General features: G+C 46.0%; 21 protein-coding genes and 1 tRNA gene. 14 read left to right on the top strand and 8 right to left on the bottom strand.

All coding sequences use genetic code 11. The features are described 5' to 3' along the window. The first annotated feature begins 103 nt into the window (after positions 1-103). The gene (locus tag WH95_RS05165; RefSeq protein WP_046503908.1) at positions 104-1,762 is read left to right on the top strand and encodes an acyl-CoA dehydrogenase family protein; all 1,659 of its coding nucleotides are present in this window, start codon (positions 104-106) and stop codon (positions 1,760-1,762) included. A gap of 69 nt (positions 1,763-1,831) precedes the next feature. Here WH95_RS05165 and gluQRS read toward each other — a convergent pair whose 3' ends face one another. After that, the gene (gluQRS, locus tag WH95_RS05160; protein WP_046504584.1) at positions 1,832-2,680 is read right to left on the bottom strand and encodes a tRNA glutamyl-Q(34) synthetase GluQRS; all 849 of its coding nucleotides are present in this window, start codon (positions 2,678-2,680) and stop codon (positions 1,832-1,834) included. A 55-nt stretch (positions 2,681-2,735) separates the two neighbouring features. Here gluQRS and WH95_RS05155 point away from each other — a divergent pair, with 55 nt between their 5' ends. The 3 genes from WH95_RS05155 (at position 2,736) to WH95_RS05145 (ending at position 5,002) form a co-directional block, all read left to right on the top strand. After that, positions 2,736-3,365 carry a DNA-3-methyladenine glycosylase family protein gene (locus WH95_RS05155; protein ID WP_052741818.1) on the top strand — a complete coding sequence of 210 codons (630 nt, stop codon included), beginning with the start codon at positions 2,736-2,738 and terminating at the stop codon, positions 3,363-3,365. 125 nt (positions 3,366-3,490) lie between these two features. Next, on the top strand, positions 3,491-4,165 hold the full coding sequence (locus tag WH95_RS05150; RefSeq protein ID WP_046503905.1) for an alpha/beta hydrolase: 675 nt from the start codon (positions 3,491-3,493) through the stop codon (positions 4,163-4,165). A gap of 267 nt (positions 4,166-4,432) precedes the next feature. Beyond that, positions 4,433-5,002, top strand: a complete 570-nt coding sequence (locus tag WH95_RS05145) for an HNH endonuclease (RefSeq protein ID WP_046503902.1) — start codon at positions 4,433-4,435, stop codon at positions 5,000-5,002. Positions 5,003-5,079: 77 nt separating this feature from the next. Here the strand turns inward: WH95_RS05145 and WH95_RS05140 are convergent, their stop codons facing one another. From WH95_RS05140 to WH95_RS05130, 3 genes are all read right to left on the bottom strand, one after another. Then, positions 5,080-5,595: a disulfide bond formation protein B gene (locus WH95_RS05140; protein ID WP_046503900.1), complete on the bottom strand. Its 516-nt coding sequence runs from the start codon at positions 5,593-5,595 to the stop codon at positions 5,080-5,082. A 21-nt stretch (positions 5,596-5,616) separates the two neighbouring features. Then, positions 5,617-6,198: a YqaA family protein gene (locus WH95_RS05135; RefSeq protein WP_046503898.1), complete on the bottom strand. Its 582-nt coding sequence runs from the start codon at positions 6,196-6,198 to the stop codon at positions 5,617-5,619. Between the two features lie 144 nt (positions 6,199-6,342). Then, positions 6,343-6,849, bottom strand: coding sequence for a cold-shock protein (locus tag WH95_RS05130; protein ID WP_046503895.1), 507 nt, complete (start codon positions 6,847-6,849; stop codon positions 6,343-6,345). A 322-nt stretch (positions 6,850-7,171) separates the two neighbouring features. Between WH95_RS05130 and WH95_RS05125 the strand changes: the two genes are divergently transcribed. Together WH95_RS05125 and WH95_RS05120 are read left to right on the top strand one after the other, a co-directional pair. Continuing rightward, positions 7,172-7,256, top strand: a tRNA-Leu gene (locus WH95_RS05125). Between the two features lie 140 nt (positions 7,257-7,396). Further along, positions 7,397-7,855, top strand: a complete 459-nt coding sequence (locus WH95_RS05120) for a hypothetical protein (protein ID WP_046503892.1) — start codon at positions 7,397-7,399, stop codon at positions 7,853-7,855. Here the strand turns inward: WH95_RS05120 and WH95_RS05115 are convergent. Next, positions 7,843-8,760, bottom strand: a complete 918-nt coding sequence (locus WH95_RS05115; protein ID WP_046503888.1) for a LysR substrate-binding domain-containing protein — start codon at positions 8,758-8,760, stop codon at positions 7,843-7,845. The two genes, WH95_RS05120 and WH95_RS05115, sit on opposite strands and share 13 nt — an antisense overlap. Before the next feature lie 126 nt (positions 8,761-8,886). Here WH95_RS05115 and WH95_RS05110 point away from each other — a divergent pair, with 126 nt between their 5' ends. Then, a complete protein-coding gene (locus WH95_RS05110) occupies positions 8,887-9,300 on the top strand; it encodes a VOC family protein (RefSeq protein WP_046503885.1) in 414 nt (137 codons plus the stop codon). Continuing rightward, a complete protein-coding gene (locus WH95_RS05105) occupies positions 9,297-10,232 on the top strand; it encodes a 2-hydroxyacid dehydrogenase (protein WP_046503882.1) in 936 nt (311 codons plus the stop codon). Before WH95_RS05110 ends, WH95_RS05105 begins: the two co-directional genes overlap by 4 nt. Before the next feature lie 80 nt (positions 10,233-10,312). Here the strand turns inward: WH95_RS05105 and WH95_RS05100 are convergent, their stop codons facing one another. Then, the gene (locus tag WH95_RS05100) at positions 10,313-11,056 is read right to left on the bottom strand and encodes a sulfite exporter TauE/SafE family protein (RefSeq protein ID WP_046503879.1); all 744 of its coding nucleotides are present in this window, start codon (positions 11,054-11,056) and stop codon (positions 10,313-10,315) included. 99 nt (positions 11,057-11,155) lie between these two features. On the opposite strand from WH95_RS05100, the gene WH95_RS05095 reads away from it, so the two are divergent. Next, entirely contained in the window at positions 11,156-11,995 is an 840-nt protein-coding gene (locus WH95_RS05095) for a LysR family transcriptional regulator (protein WP_162199379.1), read from the top strand. 40 nt (positions 11,996-12,035) lie between these two features. Here the strand turns inward: WH95_RS05095 and WH95_RS05090 are convergent, their stop codons facing one another. Next, entirely contained in the window at positions 12,036-13,241 is a 1,206-nt protein-coding gene (locus WH95_RS05090) for a BaiN/RdsA family NAD(P)/FAD-dependent oxidoreductase (protein WP_046503873.1), read from the bottom strand. A gap of 210 nt (positions 13,242-13,451) precedes the next feature. Between WH95_RS05090 and WH95_RS05085 the strand changes: the two genes are divergently transcribed. The 3 genes from WH95_RS05085 (at position 13,452) to WH95_RS05075 (ending at position 16,185) form a co-directional block, all read left to right on the top strand. Then, a complete protein-coding gene (locus WH95_RS05085; RefSeq protein WP_046503870.1) occupies positions 13,452-14,147 on the top strand; it encodes a cyclic nucleotide-binding domain-containing protein in 696 nt (231 codons plus the stop codon). A gap of 91 nt (positions 14,148-14,238) precedes the next feature. Further along, the gene (locus WH95_RS05080) at positions 14,239-14,583 is read left to right on the top strand and encodes an ArsC family reductase (protein ID WP_046503867.1); all 345 of its coding nucleotides are present in this window, start codon (positions 14,239-14,241) and stop codon (positions 14,581-14,583) included. A gap of 9 nt (positions 14,584-14,592) precedes the next feature. Continuing rightward, a complete protein-coding gene (locus tag WH95_RS05075; protein WP_052741816.1) occupies positions 14,593-16,185 on the top strand; it encodes an RsmB/NOP family class I SAM-dependent RNA methyltransferase in 1,593 nt (530 codons plus the stop codon). Positions 16,186-16,351: 166 nt separating this feature from the next. Here the strand turns inward: WH95_RS05075 and WH95_RS05070 are convergent, their stop codons facing one another. Next, positions 16,352-16,795: a DUF2846 domain-containing protein gene (locus WH95_RS05070; protein ID WP_046503864.1), complete on the bottom strand. Its 444-nt coding sequence runs from the start codon at positions 16,793-16,795 to the stop codon at positions 16,352-16,354. Positions 16,796-17,030: 235 nt separating this feature from the next. Between WH95_RS05070 and WH95_RS05065 the strand changes: the two genes are divergently transcribed. Continuing rightward, entirely contained in the window at positions 17,031-17,462 is a 432-nt protein-coding gene (locus WH95_RS05065) for a MaoC family dehydratase (protein ID WP_046503861.1), read from the top strand. Positions 17,463-17,652: 190 nt separating this feature from the next. Then, positions 17,653-18,648: a bifunctional riboflavin kinase/FAD synthetase gene (locus tag WH95_RS05060; RefSeq protein ID WP_046503858.1), complete on the top strand. Its 996-nt coding sequence runs from the start codon at positions 17,653-17,655 to the stop codon at positions 18,646-18,648. Positions 18,649-18,677: the final 29 nt, after the last annotated feature.

Here is an 18,677-nt window from a genome sequence, read left to right as displayed (position 1 = left end):
ACTTTCCTCTCGTTGCTTGGAGGGTCGTGACCTTGAAAATCTATATCCGGGAAAATCTATATCCGGAAAAACCTATATCTGGTTAATTCATTAGAGGCAGAAAATGTCAGAAACCCATGTGCTTTTTTTGCGTTGTGAAAACGCGGTTATTTCAGCCAAATCCTTGCAGGATAAAGCACGCGATTATTTGCTTGAGCAAACGATGGATGGTGATCGGATATCGGCAAGGCTCGTTGAAGAGAACCAGTTTGCGGCCCATGGTTATGCATGGATGGCGACCTATGTATCTGCACTGGAACATATGCTGCATTGGGCACAGCGGTTGGATAATGAAAATAAGCTCCGCGACATAGAACAGCTCATTCTCAAAATAGCTTTTGGTGAATATCTGTCCCAGCTCTCTGGCGGCATTGCAATCAGTCAGGTTGAAACTCTGCGTCCCCGGGATTTGGGGATCGAAGAAACTGACGTATCCGATTTCCATACGGATGATGTTCGGGCACTGATCGTTGATGGCAATACAAAGGAAAATAGAAAGGCCTTGGCCGACCTGTTGGTGAATAGCCTTGAGAGTAAAGACTTCGGCGCTTTGGGGCTGGGTGATGAAACATTGGAAATGGTTCGGGATCAATTCGGGAAGGTTGCTGATGATTACAGCGATGCGGCCCATGAGTGGCATCTAAAGGATGAGCTCATTCCGATAGAGGTTATCGAGCAACTGGCAGAGTTGGGCATTTTCGGACTTACTGTTCCCGAAGAGTATGGTGGTCTTGGGATGGGGAAGACGGCGATGTGTGTCGTTACCGAAGAGCTATCTCGAGGTTATATCGGGTTGGGGTCTTTGGGGACACGGTCTGAAATTGCCGCAGAACTCATTCGTTTAGGCGGAACTGAAGAGCAAAAGCAAAAGTGGTTGCCCTTGATATCATCGGGTGAAATTTTGCCAACGGCTGTCTTTACTGAACCCAATACGGGATCCGATTTGGGGGCCTTGAAAACGCGGGCAGTGTTGTCTGGGGATTGTTACAAAATAACAGGGAACAAAACCTGGATTACACATGCATCGCGTAGTGATGTCATGACTTTGTTGGCAAGAACCAATCCGGATGAACCCGGTTATAAAGGTCTTTCCATGTTTATTGCGGAGAAGCCGAGGGGGAATGAGATTGACGATTTCCCGGCTGAAGGCATGACTGGCGGAGAAATCAAAGTTCTCGGTTATCGCGGTATGAAAGAGTACGAGCTTGGTTTTGATGGTTTTGAGGTCAAAAAAGAAAATCTGCTTGGGGCAGAAGAGGGGCAGGGCTTTAAGCAGTTAATGGCGACCTTTGAATCAGCAAGAATTCAAACAGCGGCAAGGGCGGTTGGGGTTGCCCAGTGTGCTTTGGAACTGGGGATGCAATATGCCCATGATCGTATCCAGTTTGGCAAATCGTTGTACAATTTCCCCAGAGTTTACGGAAAACTGGTCTGGATGGTGGTTGAGACCATGATTGCCCGTCAATTGACCTATGCTTCCGCACGGGAGAAAGATTCGGATCGTCGCTGCGATATCGAAGCGGGTATGGCCAAGTTACTCGGCGCACGGGTTGCGTGGTCCAATGCTGACAATGCCCTGCAAATTCATGGTGGTAATGGCTATGCTGAAGAATACAAAATCAGTCGCGTGCTGTGTGATGCGCGTATTTTGAATATTTTCGAAGGTGCGGCAGAGATACAGGCGCAGGTTATAGCACGTGGGCTTTTATCTGGACGTAATTAGATACTAAATAGCTGGGTTCGATATCTGGGGTGATTTGGTCGCTTTATCCGGTTGTTTGCGTACTTCATTTTAGACCCCGGCCATTTTCTTTATGTCTTCCAGGCTGTTCCCCCGTGCTCTGAGCTCTCTGATTGCGAGGGCATTGTGTCGTTTGGCGAGGCGGTTGCCATCTTTATCATGGATCAGGTCGTGATGGTGCCAGGTTGGAACAGGTAATTTTAACAGGGCTTGCAAAAGTCTGTGAATATGTGTGGCCTCAAAAAGATCAGTGCCTCTGGTGACACAGGAAATATTTTGAAGGGCATCATCAACAGCTACCGAGAGATGATAGCTGGTGTGGATATCTTTTCTGGCCAGGACGACATCCCCGAATATTTCAGGAGTTGCCTTAATTTTTCCTTTGCTTTGATCTTTCCAAAATAGGTCGCCTGTTAAAGCGCAAGCCTTTGTCGTGTCTAGACGTAATGCATAGCTGTCTCCCCGTGCCAGGCGCTCGTCCTTTTCTGTGGCAGACAGATTTCTGCAAGTGCCGGGATAGATCAAGCCATCGGGGCCGTGTGGGGCGCGACCGGATTGTTGAACCTCTTGCTGAATCTCTTTGCGCGTGCAAAAGCATGGATAAAGGAGGCCTTGGTTTTCCAGTTTTGTGAGAGCCTGTTGGTAGTCTTCCATGTGTTCAGATTGGATACGCGGCGGGTCAACCCATGTCAGACCTAGCCAGGCAAGATCTTCGTATATAGCTTCTGTGAATTCCTTGCGACATCGCGTGGTGTCTATATCTTCAATTCTCAGCATAAATTGAGCATTGTTTTTTTGTGCTTGAGTCCAACTAAAGAGAGCGGAATAGGCATGTCCAAGATGGAGATACCCGCTGGGGGATGGTGCAAAACGAAAGATCGGTTGGGGCAATGTTGTCATAGAATGGGTTGTCATCCAATGGAATGTGCAACGAGAAGAGGGGAAAAGTCCAGTTGTGAGTGATAAAATAATAGCGGATGAATCTTTGCGCGCTCCCTTGGAAGCACTTTCAAAGCAGGATACTGATATCGCGAAAGCATATCTTGAATGCGGTTTGCCACCAACACGGTCGCAAGATGCCGGGTTTAACGGCTTGGTTGGGATGATCATTTCCCAACAGGTTTCCGTACAGTCGGCGAAAGCAATTCTGGGGCGTTTGCTGACGCAGGTTGGGGAAATCACACCTGAAAATATATTGGCTCTGGATGATGAGGGGATGAAGGCGGCGGGTTTGAGCCGCCCAAAACAACGATACGCGCGTGGGTTGGCCGAAGATGTTTTGGCGGGACGGTTACAGTTGGGGCGTTTACCTGATATGCCGGATGACGATGTTATTGATCATTTGATACAGGCCAAAGGCATCGGACGCTGGACCTGCGAGGTATATCTTTTGTTTGCTTTGAAACGCCCGGACGTTATGCCGGCAGCAGATCTTGCATTGCAAGAGGCCATGAGGCACCTAAAAGGCTTGGGAGGCCGCCCAACATCTAAAGAAATGTATGAGCTTTCAGAAAACTGGCGTCCCTATCGGAGTGCTGGGGCCCGGTTTTTATGGCACTACTATCGCCACGCGGGTATAGCCTGATTTTAAAGATTTTTACCTCTTCGTATGGCCCTTTTATTGAGAATTTGTTAACCATTTGGCTAAAATTGATGACCTGCGCAAAAAAATCGTGTAAAAGTAGGTAGTTATTCATGGGGGGCATGAGAATGTCAGAGGTAACATTAACTGGACCTCGTCACGAGCCGAGCTCGGGTGGGCCAGCAAAAGAACTCATAATCATGCTGCATGGTCTTGGTGCAGATGGTCAGGACTTGATCGGTCTTGCACCTTTTTTTGCCAATGCCCTTACGCATGCTGCAATCGTTTCTCCGGATGCGCACCAGCCTTGTGATATGGCGCCTATGGGGCGGCAATGGTTTAGCTTGATGAGCAGGGATCGCGATCTTATTCTTGACGGAATTCAAAAAGCGGCACCAGTTGTGCAAGCTTTTATCGATCAGGAGATGGCGCATTATAACTTGCCGCCGGAACGTGTTTTTCTGATGGGTTTCTCCCAAGGGGCCATGATGGCCTATCACCTTGGGTTCCGTCAGAAGTCGCCTTTTGCAGGAATGATGTGTTATTCCGGTATGCTGGTTGCTCCGGATCTCCTCAAAAATGAGTTATCAAGCAAATGTCCTGTGCTGGCCATTCATGGTGACAAAGATGAAGTCGTCCCTCCTGAAGCGCTTCCCGCGGCGGTGCAGGCGATGACAGAGCATGATATAACTGTATATCAGGAAATGATTTCCGAGCTTGGGCACGGTATTGATGAAAACGGTATTGGTATGGGCGTTGGGTTTGTGACTGAATTGCTGGGTTATGCTGTTAAAGATGAATAGGTTGAGAGAAACGCACTTATTGCGATGTTGAACAGGGGCTCTTTTTCGTGTGGGAAAAGAGCCTTTTTTGCATCTAGAACACATGCTTTGGAATGTATTGAATTGTGACAGTTGGATCTGGGTTTTGTGTTTCTTTTATTACTTTGGCACAAAATGTTGTATGTTTGTAAAAAGAGCATTACTTTTAATTAGATACTTCAGTATCGGTCAGTTTTGGTGCTTTGGTATCATTCGCCCTGGTGTTTTGAGATCCCACGGAGGAAAAACGTGGTTTCCTTTTCTGCTAATCCGGCGTTGGTCCTAAACGCGGACTTTCGTCCACTCAGTTACTTCCCTCTTTCAGTCTTGTCTTGGCAAGATGCGATAAAAGCTGTGTTTCTCGATCGAGTTCAAATTGTTTCTGAATATGAGAGCGAAGTTCATTCTCCATCTTTCCAAATGCGTATTCCAAGTGTTGTTGCCCTGCGAAGTTACGTGGAAATGGATCGGCGACCAGCATTTACGCGTTTTAATGTATTTTTACGAGATGCCTTTACCTGTCAATATTGTGGTGTGCGTGAGGCATCTGAGTATCTGACTTTTGATCATGTCATTCCCCGATGCCAAGGAGGGGGCACGTCGTGGGAAAACATTATTACGGCCTGTCAATCTTGTAACCTGTCCAAGGGGGGAAGGTCGCCGTCAGAAGCGAGAATGGCTCTGAAATCTTGGCCACGGTGTCCGACAGTACATGAACTTAATCAAAATGGTCGCGCTTTCCCGCCAAACTACCTTCATGAAAGCTGGCACGATTTCCTTTATTGGGATGCCGAACTTGAGCGTGACGGTGATGCTTAGTTTTTTAGCAAAAAGGCAGGGATAAAAGGTAAAGGTCTTTAGGATCATCTGCCGGTTGTAATGAAACCATCAGGGGATCAGGCTTCTTTGGAAGCTTTAATGGCCCAAAGGCAGATGCCTGTAAGCACTAAAGATATAATGATATTGTAACCAGCCATTGAGATGCCAAAAAGATCCCAGGGGACGACATCGCAGCGAACGATAGGCTGGTCCATGAGTTGGCTAGTCAGGTCTTCTATGGAAGCTGAGAGGTCAAGAGCAGCGCCTTGGCATTCACTGGTTCCTTCCCACCACCGTTTTTCAACACCAACATGAAACCCGGCGATGACGGCACTTGCAAAAAATGACAAGCTGCTTGCGCCCAATGTTATTTTTGCCAGCGCAGGTTTTTTTCTAAAGATCCAAGCTAGGAGGGCAAAGGCAGCTGCAACAACATAGGCCCAACGTTGATACATACATAGAACGCAGGGGTATAGGCCGCCAATATATTGAAAGGCCAAGGCGGCTGCCAGAACGGCTGCACTGGACAGAATAGCGATTAACGCCATCCATCCAGACGTGATATTTGTTATTGTTTTAATAACTGCAGCCATTTTCTTGCCTATCTGTGACTTCTAGATCAGATATTTAAGAGCAACGAAGCCCCCAATTAGTAATATGCAGAAGATTGTGGCGAGAATATTGAGGTATTTTTCAATAAAGATTCTGATGGGCTGACCAAAATACCATAATAGACCTGCGACCAGGAAGAAGCGAAGCCCTCGTGCACCAAAAGAAGAAATGCTGAAAACGGTAAAGTTAAGTTCGAAAAATCCAGAAGCAATTGTGATTACTTTATAGGGAAAGGGTGTAACTCCAGCGATGAAGACAATCCAGGCCCCCCAATCGTTGTAGCGTGTTCTGAAATCTTCCAGATATTCTACTTTGCCGTAGAATTCGATGATAGGTTGGCCAATAGATTCAAACAAGAAGGCACCAATACCGTAGCCAAACATACCACCTAAGACCGACGCAACTGTCGCTATCAGAGCTATTTTCCACGCTTGGTCTCGAGCCGCCAGAACCATGGGGATAATCAAGATATCCGGTGGAATTGGAAAAACTGAACTCTCAATAAAGGCAATAAAACCGAGAGCTAATAGCGCATGAGGGTGTGCGGCTAGACTCATAGTCCAGTTATAAAGGCTACGAAACACAGTGAGCTTCCTTTTGTTGATTAGGAAGCGAAGAAAACAGGACTATGTCCCGAAGGTCAAGCAGAGATACAAGGTACGTTTGTATCTCTGCTTGATTACGATCTCATTTTCGTTGAGGTGGAGAAGGTAATACAGAGAGTGCCCCTAGTCGAGAAGTTGGACAATTGTGGCCAGCGGCCCTTTATCGCCGTCTTCTGTCTCCATTTTGATTCGTTGATTTTGGGCTATTCGATATATTCCAGAACGTTCCAGAATCCGTGCAGAGATAAAGATATCCCGGCTACCGTCATCAGGGGAAACAAAGCCATAACCTTTGTCCGCATTGAAGAACTTTACAATGCCCTCAATCGTTGGCTCTCCACTCTCACTACCAGGCGGTGGAGGGGGTTCCGGAATGGATTCTACCCGGTGTATGTTTTTGACCTGCAGTCCCTTGTCACCATTCGTCAGGTCACAGATTAGTTCTGCACCTTCTGGCAGGGAGCGATGCCCTGCTTTTTCCAGAACGGATATGTGAAGGAATGCGTCGGGAAGTTTTTCCCCGGCTTGGACAAAACCAAAGCCTTTGGTGGCATTAAACCACTTAACGCGTGCCTGTATATCAGGCATCTCATTTTCAGTTTGATCTACTATTACACTGGTATCTAACATGGCGCACGACTGCTCCAAACTAACCTGAATGTAGAACTCAAAATGAACCCCTCCCTAGGGTGCCTTTTGAGCTTCTGGGGGAAAATTATGATTAAGAAACGGCCATTTATTGTGAATCTCTTCCCCCCAAGAAAGAGGCCGTTTAAACTAATAGTAACCTTAATTAAGAATTAAGTTCTAGCGATAGTTTACTAAAATTCTTGGGGAAAAGCAAAAACCCTGAACTTTTGTGTTATTTTTGTGCCTAATTTTAGATAAATTATAAAAATGAAATCGAGGCTTGCCAAAGGCGAAAGCATCAGTAATATGCGCATCCACAAGTGCCCCCGTGGCGGAATTGGTAGACGCGCGTGACTCAAAATCTCGTATCTTCGGATGTGCCTGTTCGACTCAGGCCGGGGGCACCATTTATTTTCCGCAAAATGCCGTAGAGCAAGCGTTTAGATTCGCTAATTCGATAGCAGTTTTCCCCTATTTGATAGTAATATGCACTCTTTATGGAAATGGGAAATTATTCCTTTGTTTCCTTGGTGTTGAGGGGTGTCCGATGTCCGATCTTGATCGTGTGAAAGCACATGTTTTGGCCGAATTGGCAAAGGAACAGGGTGAACAGCTTCGATTTATGGCGAATCTGGATCTGCGTTTGGTCTTTGGGTATCTGACAGCTCAGTTTATTCTGGTTGGATGGATTACAAATCAAGTAGAGCTTGCTGTTCAATTGGTTTGCGCGATCCTTTTGGTGAACGGTCTTCTTTTTGGCGTCATCGTGATCCTTCTTGTTCGTCATGGTCGCCGTCGTCACCATGCATCACAAATCTCTCGAAATATCGATTCGGCATTACAGCTTTACGAGACGGGAATCTATTTTGACGGTCGTATCAAGAATCCGGATAGACAGCGGGAAAAAAATCCTCTTTTGCTCTATTGGCATCCGATTTACATCTTTATCTGTGCCGTTGCTTTTATAGGGGTAAGCCTTTTGATCGCCAGTACCTATTTGGTCTGATGATGTTTCATCGTGTTACTGATGTATGAGATCACGGTTTCCCTCGCGGTTGATCTTTTCCTGAGAAGTATTGTTTTTCTATAATATCGTGCGTCATCGAGAATAATCTTGTGGAGGTTAACTCCTTCGGGCCATGGTCCTTGCCAGTCAGGAATCAGGGATATGCCCAGTCCTGAGTGAACGAGAACGGTGATTGCTTCCAGGGCATCAAGCTCGCAAAATTCTTGAACCATGATTTTGTTGTCTTGCAAAAAGTTGCTAACCAGCTTTCCACCCCAAGCATTGTGATCATAGCGAATAAACGGTTTTTGCCGAAGTTCCTGTCTGAGATCAGGTGGGAATTTTGTCATCTTCTTATGAGGGGTTTTTGCATATGTATCTGGTAACGAGTTATGAGCGGCAATCAGGCAAAGTGGCTCTTGATTTACAATCTCGTACTTGAGCTCTTTTGGTATAGAAAAGGGTGGGGCACTAATGATCACTGCATCGAGATCATTCGTAAGCAGACGGTTGTATAGTTGTTTCGAAGTTCCTGGATGTAATTTTATGTCTAAATCGTGTTGATCATCTTGTAACAAGCAGAGGGTCTGGGGGATGATCCCCGTCATTGCGGTGGAAATAACCCCAAGTTCTATACGGCCAGACATTTGCCCCTGGTTCAATGCGCTGACCATGTCTCGTTCTATATCCAACAGTTGCTTGGCGTGAGGCAAAATGCGCTGACCAGCTTCGGTTAGTTGAACTGTCTTCCCGGATCGGATGGTAAGGGAAAAACCAATTTGTTCTTCAAGTGCTTTAATCCGTTGGCTTACAGCTGTGGCCGTAAGCCCTTGTGATTGTGCGGCCTGTGCAATGGAGCCCTCTTGGGATAAGGCAAGTAGGCTTTTGAGAAAATCACTATTCAAAACAAAGATATTCCTGTGTTTGAAGTAAGAATAATATAGTAATTGTTATTTTTAGTTTGTGCTAGAGAGTGTTGGTAGAAATAGTTTCAAACATAATGATCAGGCGACTGATCTTGGGAGTTTTAAATGAGAAGTCTTTTTCATCTTGCCTACAATGTTCGGGATCTGGCTGAAGCGCGTTCTTTTTATGGCGATGTCTTAGGGTGTGAAGAAGGGCGGTCATCTGACAGTTGGGTTGATTATAACTTTTTTGGTCACGAGATTTCTTTGCATCTCGGTACTCCATTTGATGTTCAGGCCACGGGCAAGGTTGGTGAACATATGGTGCCGATGCCGCATCTTGGTGTGATTCTTGAGTATGATGACTGGGTTGCTGTAGCGGAAAGATTAAAACAGGCTAAAATTGAGTTTTTACTGGAACCCATGGTGCGATTTGAAGAAGAACCCGGGGAACAATGGACAATGTTTTTCTTTGATCCATCTGGTAATCCAATAGAGATTAAGGGCTTTAAGTCTATGGATAAGGTATTTGCGTCATGAGCATTCTTTTGCTGACATCGGTATCTGCTGAAGAAGAGACTATGTGGTTAAGCAAACTTAGATCTGTTTTGTCAGAAGAAGACATTGTTCTTTTACCTGATTTAACTGACAAAGCCGAGGTTGAGATGGCGATTGTTGCCAATCCGCCTCAGGGGGTGTTGCATAGGCTTCCTCATTTAAAGTGGATTCAAAGTTTGTGGGCTGGTGTTGATGCTTTATTAGGGGACCCAACCTTGCCTGCGAATGTTCCTCTTGTCCGCTTGGTTGATCCTACCTTGTCTGCGGCAATGGCCGAAGCAACGGCAACACATGTTTTGGCCTTACACCGGGATTTACCCCGTTACGCCCGACAACAACAGCGACAGGAATGGCGACAACATGAACTGCTGCGTGCAGCTGATCGCAGGGTTGGTGTCCTTGGGCTTGGGGAAATGGGGGTTGCCTCTGCACAACAGTTGCAAGCATTGGGCTTTAATGTCCGTGGATGGAGTAAATCCCAAAAAAGCTTTGACGATATTGAGTGTTTTGCCGGTCAAGAAGATCTAAATGAATTTCTTCAGGGGGTAGATATACTGGTCAATCTGTTGCCTTTGACGCCTGAGACAAAAGGGATTCTATCCAAGAGTTTGTTCTCTCAACTCCCCAAGGGGGCCAGTTTAATCAACTTTGGACGTGGTGGGCACCAGGTAGAGGGGGATGTTATTGCGGCGCTGGATGAGGGGCAGTTATCACATGCCGTGTTAGATGTCTTTTCACAAGAACCCTTGCCCGCGGATAATCCGTTGTGGCGTCATCCACATATTACCCTTTTACCCCATGTTGCCGCGCCAACCAATCCCGGAACTGCTGTTGATATTGTTGCTGGCAATATCCAAAAATATCGACGAACCGGACAGTTACCAAAGTTGGTTGAGCGTTTGGTAGGATACTGAGACGATTTGCATGCTATCTGGGGGTGCGCTTGTTTATTCGATCAAAAAGACATCGTGAATTTTCTGGATTTTATTGGCAACTAGAGGCTTTCACTTAACAGTTTGATCGCTGTCATAAATAAGAAGCTATAGACGACCACGACAAAGGTTTTTTGCGCAATATATCTATGTAGCACGGTGCCCAGGAAAACCCCTAAAAACAAAAGCGGTGCTAATAGGGCACTCGTTGATAAGCTATTGAGATTCATGGTGCCTAATGCGCCATAAGCGAATATTTTAATAAGATTCAGAGCAAAGAAAAATAAAGTGTTCGTACCTACAAAGACTGTTTTATCAAGATTTTGCTTTAGTAAGTATCCTTTGACAGGTGGGCCACCTGCATGAGCAATAAAGCTTGAGAAGCCCGATATGGCACCTAAAACCAACCCGGTTATTCGTTTCGGTTTTTTTTGAGCAGATGAAATACTTTTGCTCAATAGGAACTGTACAACAAAAAACAGAGCCAGAAGTCCAATCATAAATTTGATTGTGGAGGCATCCATCCATTGATAAGAGGCAGAACCCAAAGCGAGACCAACTATAGCACCGGGTAGCAAGGAGAGAATGATTTTCCAGTCCCATCGATTGCGGTACTGAACGACAATGAGAATATCCATTGCAAGCAATATTGGCATAAATACTGCCGCGGCATATTGAGGCGAAACGAATAAACTCATCATCGGCACAGCCATGACGCCAAGTCCGCCACCAAAGCCGCTTTTTGAGATCCCTGTCAGCAAGATCGCGCACATTGCGACGATATAAAATGAAGTCGAAAGAACCATATCTATTTCCAAAGGTTGTTTTGAGAAATAAATAGGAGTGTTTATAAAAACATGGAAATGGTTTATTGTGACTATAAAAATCGCAATATGAGATTTATAATGGATTTAAATGCACTCAAAAGCTTTGTCATGGTGGCTGAAGCATTGAATTTTACGAAGGTTGCAGAGCGCAGGAATACAGTTCAGTCAGCAATTAGTTCTCATGTCACCAAGCTGGAAAGTGAACTTGATCGCACCCTGATAATACGAGGTCGTGGTCAATCGATGTCTCTGACACCTGAAGGTGAGGCACTTGCCGTATATGCCCGGAGGCTTTTGTCGCTGGCTCATGAAGCCAGAGAAACCATACAGACATCGCGATCACGCCGTATTGTTCGGCTTGGGACAACAGTAACGCTTGCCATGTCTATTGTAAGTGATGTTTTGGCTGCCTACGCTACAGAAAGAACGAATGTTCAAATTCATATACAGTGTGATCGAAGTGAAGCGTTACTTTCGCGTTTGGGGGCAAACGAAATTGATATCGCCTTCATGATGGATCAGGGAGAACCCAAGAATCGCGCATTTGTCCATTCTCAACCATTGGCATGGGTTTCCGGGGAAAATTTTCAGTTGAGATCTTCTGATGATGTGCCTTTGGCTTTTTTGTCAGATGGTCGGGACTTGAGGCGTTATGCGCTAGAGGCACTGGATACAGTTGGAAGGAAGGGGCATGTCTCGCATTTGAGCCCGCATCCAATTGGTGTGCGAGCTTTTGTTCAAGCAGGTTTGGCTTTGACAATCATGCCAATGTTATGTCTCTCACCACCGCTTCAAATTGCTTCAACAGATTTGAACTTGCCCCCGCTCTCGCAGGTTGCTTTATCGGCCTATACAAAATCGCCCCATAATCAGGACATAAATTTACTGATAGAGATGTTAAAAAAGCGATTAATGTGAATAGCACTCTACTGAGGTGTCAAGTTACGTTGAACAGGTCTTAAACGGCTTGTCCTGCTGCGTGACCCGATGCCCACGCCCACTGGAAATTAAATCCGCCAAGATGTCCCGTAACATCAACGACCTCGCCGATAAAAAAGAGGCCGGGTCGTGTTTTGCTTTCCATGGTATTGGATGAAAGGTCATTTGTATTTACGCCACCAAGGGTCACTTCCGCCTTGGCGTACCCCTCATCCCCTGAGGGGGTAATGACCCACTTGTGAATGGTTTCGGCCACTGCGCGTAATTTTTTGCTGCCCATGTCTGCTGGTGTTCTGTTTTCACTGAACCGCTCGACCCATTCCTGCGCAAAGCGCTTGCTCATAAAGGGGGCAAGGACATTGGTGATGGTCTTTTTTTTGTTTGCCTCTGCGGTGAGTTCGTCTTCAATGTTTTGTCCGGGTAGCAAATCAATGGAAAGTGATTTTCCCGGTTCCAGATAGGACGAGATCTGTAAAATAGCAGGGCCACTTAATCCACGATGGGTAAACAACAGGTTTTCATGGAAACTTTGTTTTTTGACCGATGCAATACAGTCTTGAGAAACACCACTTAGTGTTTTGCAAAAGGCTTTGTCATCAGCGTTCAGGGTCAAGGGGACGAGGGCAGGCCGGATTGCTGTGACGGGAATATCGAATTGCCGTGCAATTCTGTGGCCGAAATCTGTGGCGCCAATTTTCGGGATAGAAAGCCCCCCCGTTGCTATGACCAGTGATTCACAGGTGACCGTACCCTTACTGGTTTCCAGCGAAAATTTTGGCGCATTTGCTTTATCGGGTAGAGGTCGGACCCCATTAACAGAAACTGGATTTTGTATCTCAACCCCGGCATCACGACATTCCGCGAGTAGCATATCGATAATGTCCTGTGCAGAGTTGACACAGAAAAGTTGCCCGAGTGTTTTCTCGTGATACTTGATTTCATGTTTGGCCATCAAATCAAGGAAATCATAGGGGGTATAGCGTGCCAAAGCGGATTTGCAGAAGTGTTTGTTACCGGAAATAAAATCACCTGCTGTGGTATGGATGTTGGTGAAGTTACAGCGCCCGCCACCTGAAATACGGATCTTTTCGCACAGCTTCTTAGCGTGATCTATGACCAGAACGCGCCGCCCTCTTTTCCCGGCCTCAATGGCGCACATAAGACCTGCGGCACCTGCACCGATGATAACGACATCCCGTTGTTCCTGTGGGGAGCTGTTTTGCATGGATCTCTCTTTTGGTCCTTGGCTGCTTTAATGTGGCAATTTTTCGGAAACATTTAAGCGGGTAATACCTGAATTCAGAAAAAACGCCAAGCTGTAACAATAATTTGAAATAGCTTTGAGGCCGATATCAGACTTGGCCAATCTATATCTATGGTTCATAGAACAATAAGTCCGGACGTACAGGCGCAATAATAAAGTGGAGTTGGTTCAATGCATTCTATTATTCAGGAAAACCTTTCCAGTCTTCCCGAAGTACTAATTGCAATAGGCTTCTTGCTCACTTTTGTTGCTTTTGTTGTCAGTGATATTCTATGGCTTCGAATTTTTACAATTGTTGCCAAAATAGCGATGGCCGTCGCGGCATTGTTGCCAGAAAATGGACCGATGTGGTTATCTTTTTTCGGGAATGTCCTTTTGATTGTGGTAAATCTGATTCATTCCACACTCCTTATTTTGGAAAAGCACCGTTCCAGCTTGTCAGACGAAGAGAGTATTTTGAAAGCTAAAGCATTTCCCAAAATGGATCGGGTATTCGTAAAACGTCTTTTTAAGGCAGCCAGTTGGGTGGAACTGGAACAAGGAGAAACACTTCTATTTGAAGGAGAGTGCCCGGATAGATTATTTCTTTTGTTAGAGGGAAAAGCTTTTGTATCTGTTAGGCATCGACGTGTTGGTGAGCTTGGGAGTGGGCAATTTGCAGGGGAAATGTCTTTTTTGACAATGGAAAAGGCTGGTGCAACGGTAACAACAAAGGAACGGACAAAGTGCTTGGTGTGGGAACGATCTGATCTTGAGAAGCTTTATAGTAAAGACAAGGACCTTCAAGCGGTCCTTATGGCTGCAATCGGAATGGATCTTGTCACAAAAATACTTATGCAGAATAGAAGGACTACAAAATTTGCTTAGGTGCTATGTTTAATGAATTGACAACTTTGCTTGCATTTCGTGATCAGAAGTTTACCTAGGGGACAGAATTTATTTAGGAACGGAAAAATTGATGATTAAAGTCTATGGAATTAAGAACTGTGATACGTGTCGAAAGGCGCTTAAAGCATTATCTGCCGCAGGTCTTGATCATCAGTATCATGATTTTCGTGTGGATGGTTTGTCTGCTGATGATCTTGATAAATGGATAGCTTCCGCAGGGTGGGAAAAGCTGCTTAATAAAAGAGGCACGACCTGGCGGAATTTATCGGACGATATCAAAGATTCAGTTAATGAGGCTGTTGCCCGTGATTTGATGTTGGATAATCCGACACTTATTAAGCGCCCCGTGTTTGATACGCCACAAGGTGTCATTGTCGGCTTTACCAAAAATGAACAAGCCCTTTTGGGCCTTTAGGAGCGTACTGTGTCTGATCAACCTCGCGATAAAAATTCAGCTGACGGTAAGGTGCGTTCTGAAAAACAACAGGCGCGTAAAGAAAGATTCCTTGCACAGAAACATGGAAAAGGGACGGAGCAACGACGCGAGGCCGATCCTCAAAAGAAACGGCAGCCGGGTAGAGCGCGTGATCATCGGGAAAAAGAACGCAATCCGGCAGGCGAGAGAAATTTTTACACAAAACGGTCAGATGTTGAGCCAGTAAAAAGTGGTGCAAGATTGGCGCGTGGCGCAGAACGTGTTGATTTGCCCATGGGGCGGTTGTTGTTTCATGTTCTGGCTGTTTTGGAAGAGGCGACAAATTCTGATAGCCCCATCGATCGGGCACTGGCAGCACATTTTTCCAATATAAAGGGGCGGTTGACCCCGCGTGATCACACCCGTATCCGCGATATGGTATGGGGGGTCGTCCGCCGTTACCGCCGTTTGTTATGGTGGCTGGAAGTCAATGGACAAACACCACAGGTGCGCAAACTTTTGCTCGCGGATCTTGTCCTGACCCATGGCAAGAATGTTCAGGATATTACGCATTTTTGCAAAGGTGGTGGCGGATATCTAAAGCGATTAACCGATTCCGAAGCCCGCGCGTTAAGCGCAATGGATGGAAAGCGCCTTGCGGATGAAACCATGCCAGAGGCTGTCACTCTTGAGTGTCCAGCCTGGGCGGAGAAGGGCTTGCGAGAGGTTTTTGGAGATCGCTTTGCCGAAGAAGTTGATGCGTTACGAGAGCCTGCGCCGCTTGATATCCGCGTTAATCCTTTCAAGGGTAACCGTGATGATCTGATTCCAAGGCTGGAAAAAGCAGGATGCAAAGTCGAGAAACTTGACTGGCTGCCCTATGGTTTGCGAATCACTGATGCTGGGCGGAAGGCACATCTACCATTCTATGAACGTGGGGAGTTCGAAATTCAGGATGCCGGGTCACAGGTTTTGGCAACAATGGTTGCCGTAGAGCCTGGACAGCGTGTAATTGATTTCTGTGCCGGGGCCGGGGGCAAAACGCTGGCTTTGGCCGCAGAGATGGATAATCGCGGGCAACTGATTGCTGCTGATGTCCATAACAAACGTTTGGCCCGTGCAGCGCAACGTCTGAAGCGTGCTGGCGTTTTTAATGCCGAGCGAAAGGTTTTGGAGAGCGAACGCGATCCCTGGGTGAAAAAGAACAAAGGTAAATTTGATCGCGTTCTCGTTGATGCGCCTTGTAGCGGCACGGGATCCTGGCGTCGCGCCCCTGATTCGAAATGGCGCAGGGATGAAACCGATCTGGAAGAACTGGTAACCCTACAGGAAAGTATTCTGACATCCGCGGCCCGCTTGGTGAAGCCCGGGGGACGTCTGGTGTACGCTACCTGCTCTTTGTTACCTGTTGAAAATGAAGACCAGATCGCGAGGTTTCTTCGTTCCCGCCCCGATTTCAAACTGGTCCCCGTAAAAGATGTTTGGGATACAAAAATGCCGTCTCCTATGCCTGAGACCATGGGCGATATGCTTCGTTTAAGTCCAGCCACAAATGATACGGATGGCTTTTTTGCTGCCATCTTGGAAAGAAGTATGGATTAAGCCGCAGATCGATCCGTTGGTGAACCAGAGGGAGTATCGCCCAACCCAAAAATTCTCAAAGCCCAAAAATTCTCAAAGCCAAGCAATTCTGATATTGCTTAATGCTTGGGGACTAAGGCTTACAGATAAGTGTAATCTTGAGTGATGTAATTACAGGCTACAGAAACTAATTTTGATCAGGGGCTAACAGTTTTTGCCCCTGAATTTCTTTCAAGGCTTCATCTTCTGCAACTTCTTTGATCGCGTGATAGCTGCGGATAACCGATGTTGTTCCATAAGCTTTAAAGTAACGCGCTTTCCCCGGCTTTAAGAGTATCAAAATCGGGTTCTCGATATCTGATGATATCTTGATCTCATAGTTACCCGGTTGTGCGTCGCGGTATAGAACCTGATTGACTTTAGCTGTACCAACGGATTTTCCGTTTACAAGGAATTCTGGTTTTATTGCAGCAAGAAAGGGTACTTGAGAACGGTAAAAATATATCCGGGCACTTTCCGGTGAAATTGCGGGTAGGCCACCAGTTATGGGCTTTGCCTGTTTGCTCGCCCCGCAAGCCGAGAGCGCCAACAGAATGGAAATAGCAGCAAATGTTTTTTTTAATAAGAGCACCGGATCAACCTTTGTGTAAAACCAAGATGCATCTTAGATCATTTTTTGACGAATGCCAAAGGTCGGAAAGAGCATATGCTGCGCTGCAAAAATAGACCTTGTTCGCAAGTGCGAAATGGCGTATTTTTTTTGTGAAGTTATCCAGAGATTGATTTTTGGGAAAGAATAATACTAATCCCAAGGTCATTTAAGTAATAATAAAATTAAAGCAGACCTGCGGCAAAGGGGAGAGCTCATGTTCGGGCAGCAAGGGTATTATATCGAAGATCTGAGCGAGGGAATGGAGGCATCATTCTCCAAGACTGTAACCGAAGCTGATATCGTTTTGTTTGCGGGTGTTTCTGGTGATACGAACCCCGTACATATTGATGAAGAAGCCGCAAAGAAGAGTGTGTTTGAAGGGCGAATTGCTCATGGCATGCTAACCGCATCTTACTTGTCGACTGTTTTGGGAACCAGATTACCTGGCCCGGGTTGTATTTATCTTTCCCAATCTCTCAGGTTTAAGGGGCCTGTTCGTATCGGTGATACAGTCACGGCGATTGTTCGTGTTCGGGAAGTAATGGTATCGAAAAAGCGCGTAATTCTCGAGACACTTTGTCAGGTCAGGGGGAAAGATGTCCTTGATGGCGAAGCAACTGTTATGGTGTCATCTCGCGATCAATAAGGCTCTTGTTGCCAAATCTTTTGATAAAAAAGCCATAAGGCTGTTTTCAAGCAGCCTTTGACCTAGTATTCATAGGCCTTTCGGACGCATTTATGGTGTGGTTGCTCATAGAGAGAAGCCGTCATAAGCGTCTGTCGTCGATATAATAGAATTTTTCTGGAGCTCAGAGGCTGGAAGCCTAGGTTAATAAATGGCAGTTTTTCACAACTTTACCAATCTACCGGATGATGCACGAAGGGCCGTTGTTGCTATCGGCAATTTTGATGGTGTTCATTTGGGGCATCAGGCTGTGATTGGCCAAGCAAGAGCCATTGCGGAAAAGTTGAATCGCCCTTTGGCTGTTTTGACCTTTGAACCCCATCCACGATCACTGTTTAAGCCAGATCAACCTTGCTTTCGATTGACGCCAATGATCGCAAAAGCGCATGCCTTGAAAAAGGTCGGCGTTGATCATGTCTATATTCAGGACTTTACACTGGATTTTGCCAAGAAATCGGCTGAATCGTTTGTTCTTGAAACCTTGGTTCGTGATCTTGGTGCACAACATTTGGTTATCGGGGGTGATTTTTGTTTTGGTAAAGATCGCCAAGGTAATGCGACGCTGCTCGAAAAGATGGGGAAAGAACACGGTTTCGGAGTGACAGCCGCCACTTTGGTCGAAGATAAAAACGATGTTGTTTTGTCTTCATCACGCATTCGCGAATACTTGAAGGCCGGAAGGCCAGGTGATGCGGCAAGAATTCTTGGCCGCTATTGGGAAATTGATGGCACGGTAATGCATGGATTTAAGCGCGGAAGAACAATTGGTTTTCCGACCGCGAATCTATCCATGAAAAACTATCTTGTCCCCAGTTTGGGCGTGTATGCGGTGCGTGTTGCCAAGGCTGGTGTTGAGGGCTTTGGATTAACCCATTGGTACAATGGTGTAGCGAATATTGGCGTACGTCCGACGGTGGATGGCGAAGCAGTAAACCTAGAGGTTTTTATCTTTGATTTTGACGAAGATATTTATGATATGGACCTTCGGGTGCAAATCGTGGAATATCTGCGCCCTGAAAAGAAATTTGATGGCCTCACAGCCCTGACTGAACAGATCAAAAATGACAGTGAACAAGCACGCAAGCTATTACTGGAATTACCTGATCATCCAATTGACCCTGTTGTTTCGACAACAGGTCAGCAATAAACATAGTTGTTAAAACGGCATAATTGTTA

Origin of the sequence: Kiloniella litopenaei (assembly GCF_000982415.1) — a bacterium.
Classification (GTDB): domain Bacteria; phylum Pseudomonadota; class Alphaproteobacteria; order Kiloniellales; family Kiloniellaceae; genus Kiloniella; species Kiloniella litopenaei.
Note: the sequence above shows the minus strand (reverse complement) of the source record. Positions and strands in the feature narration are given on the sequence as shown.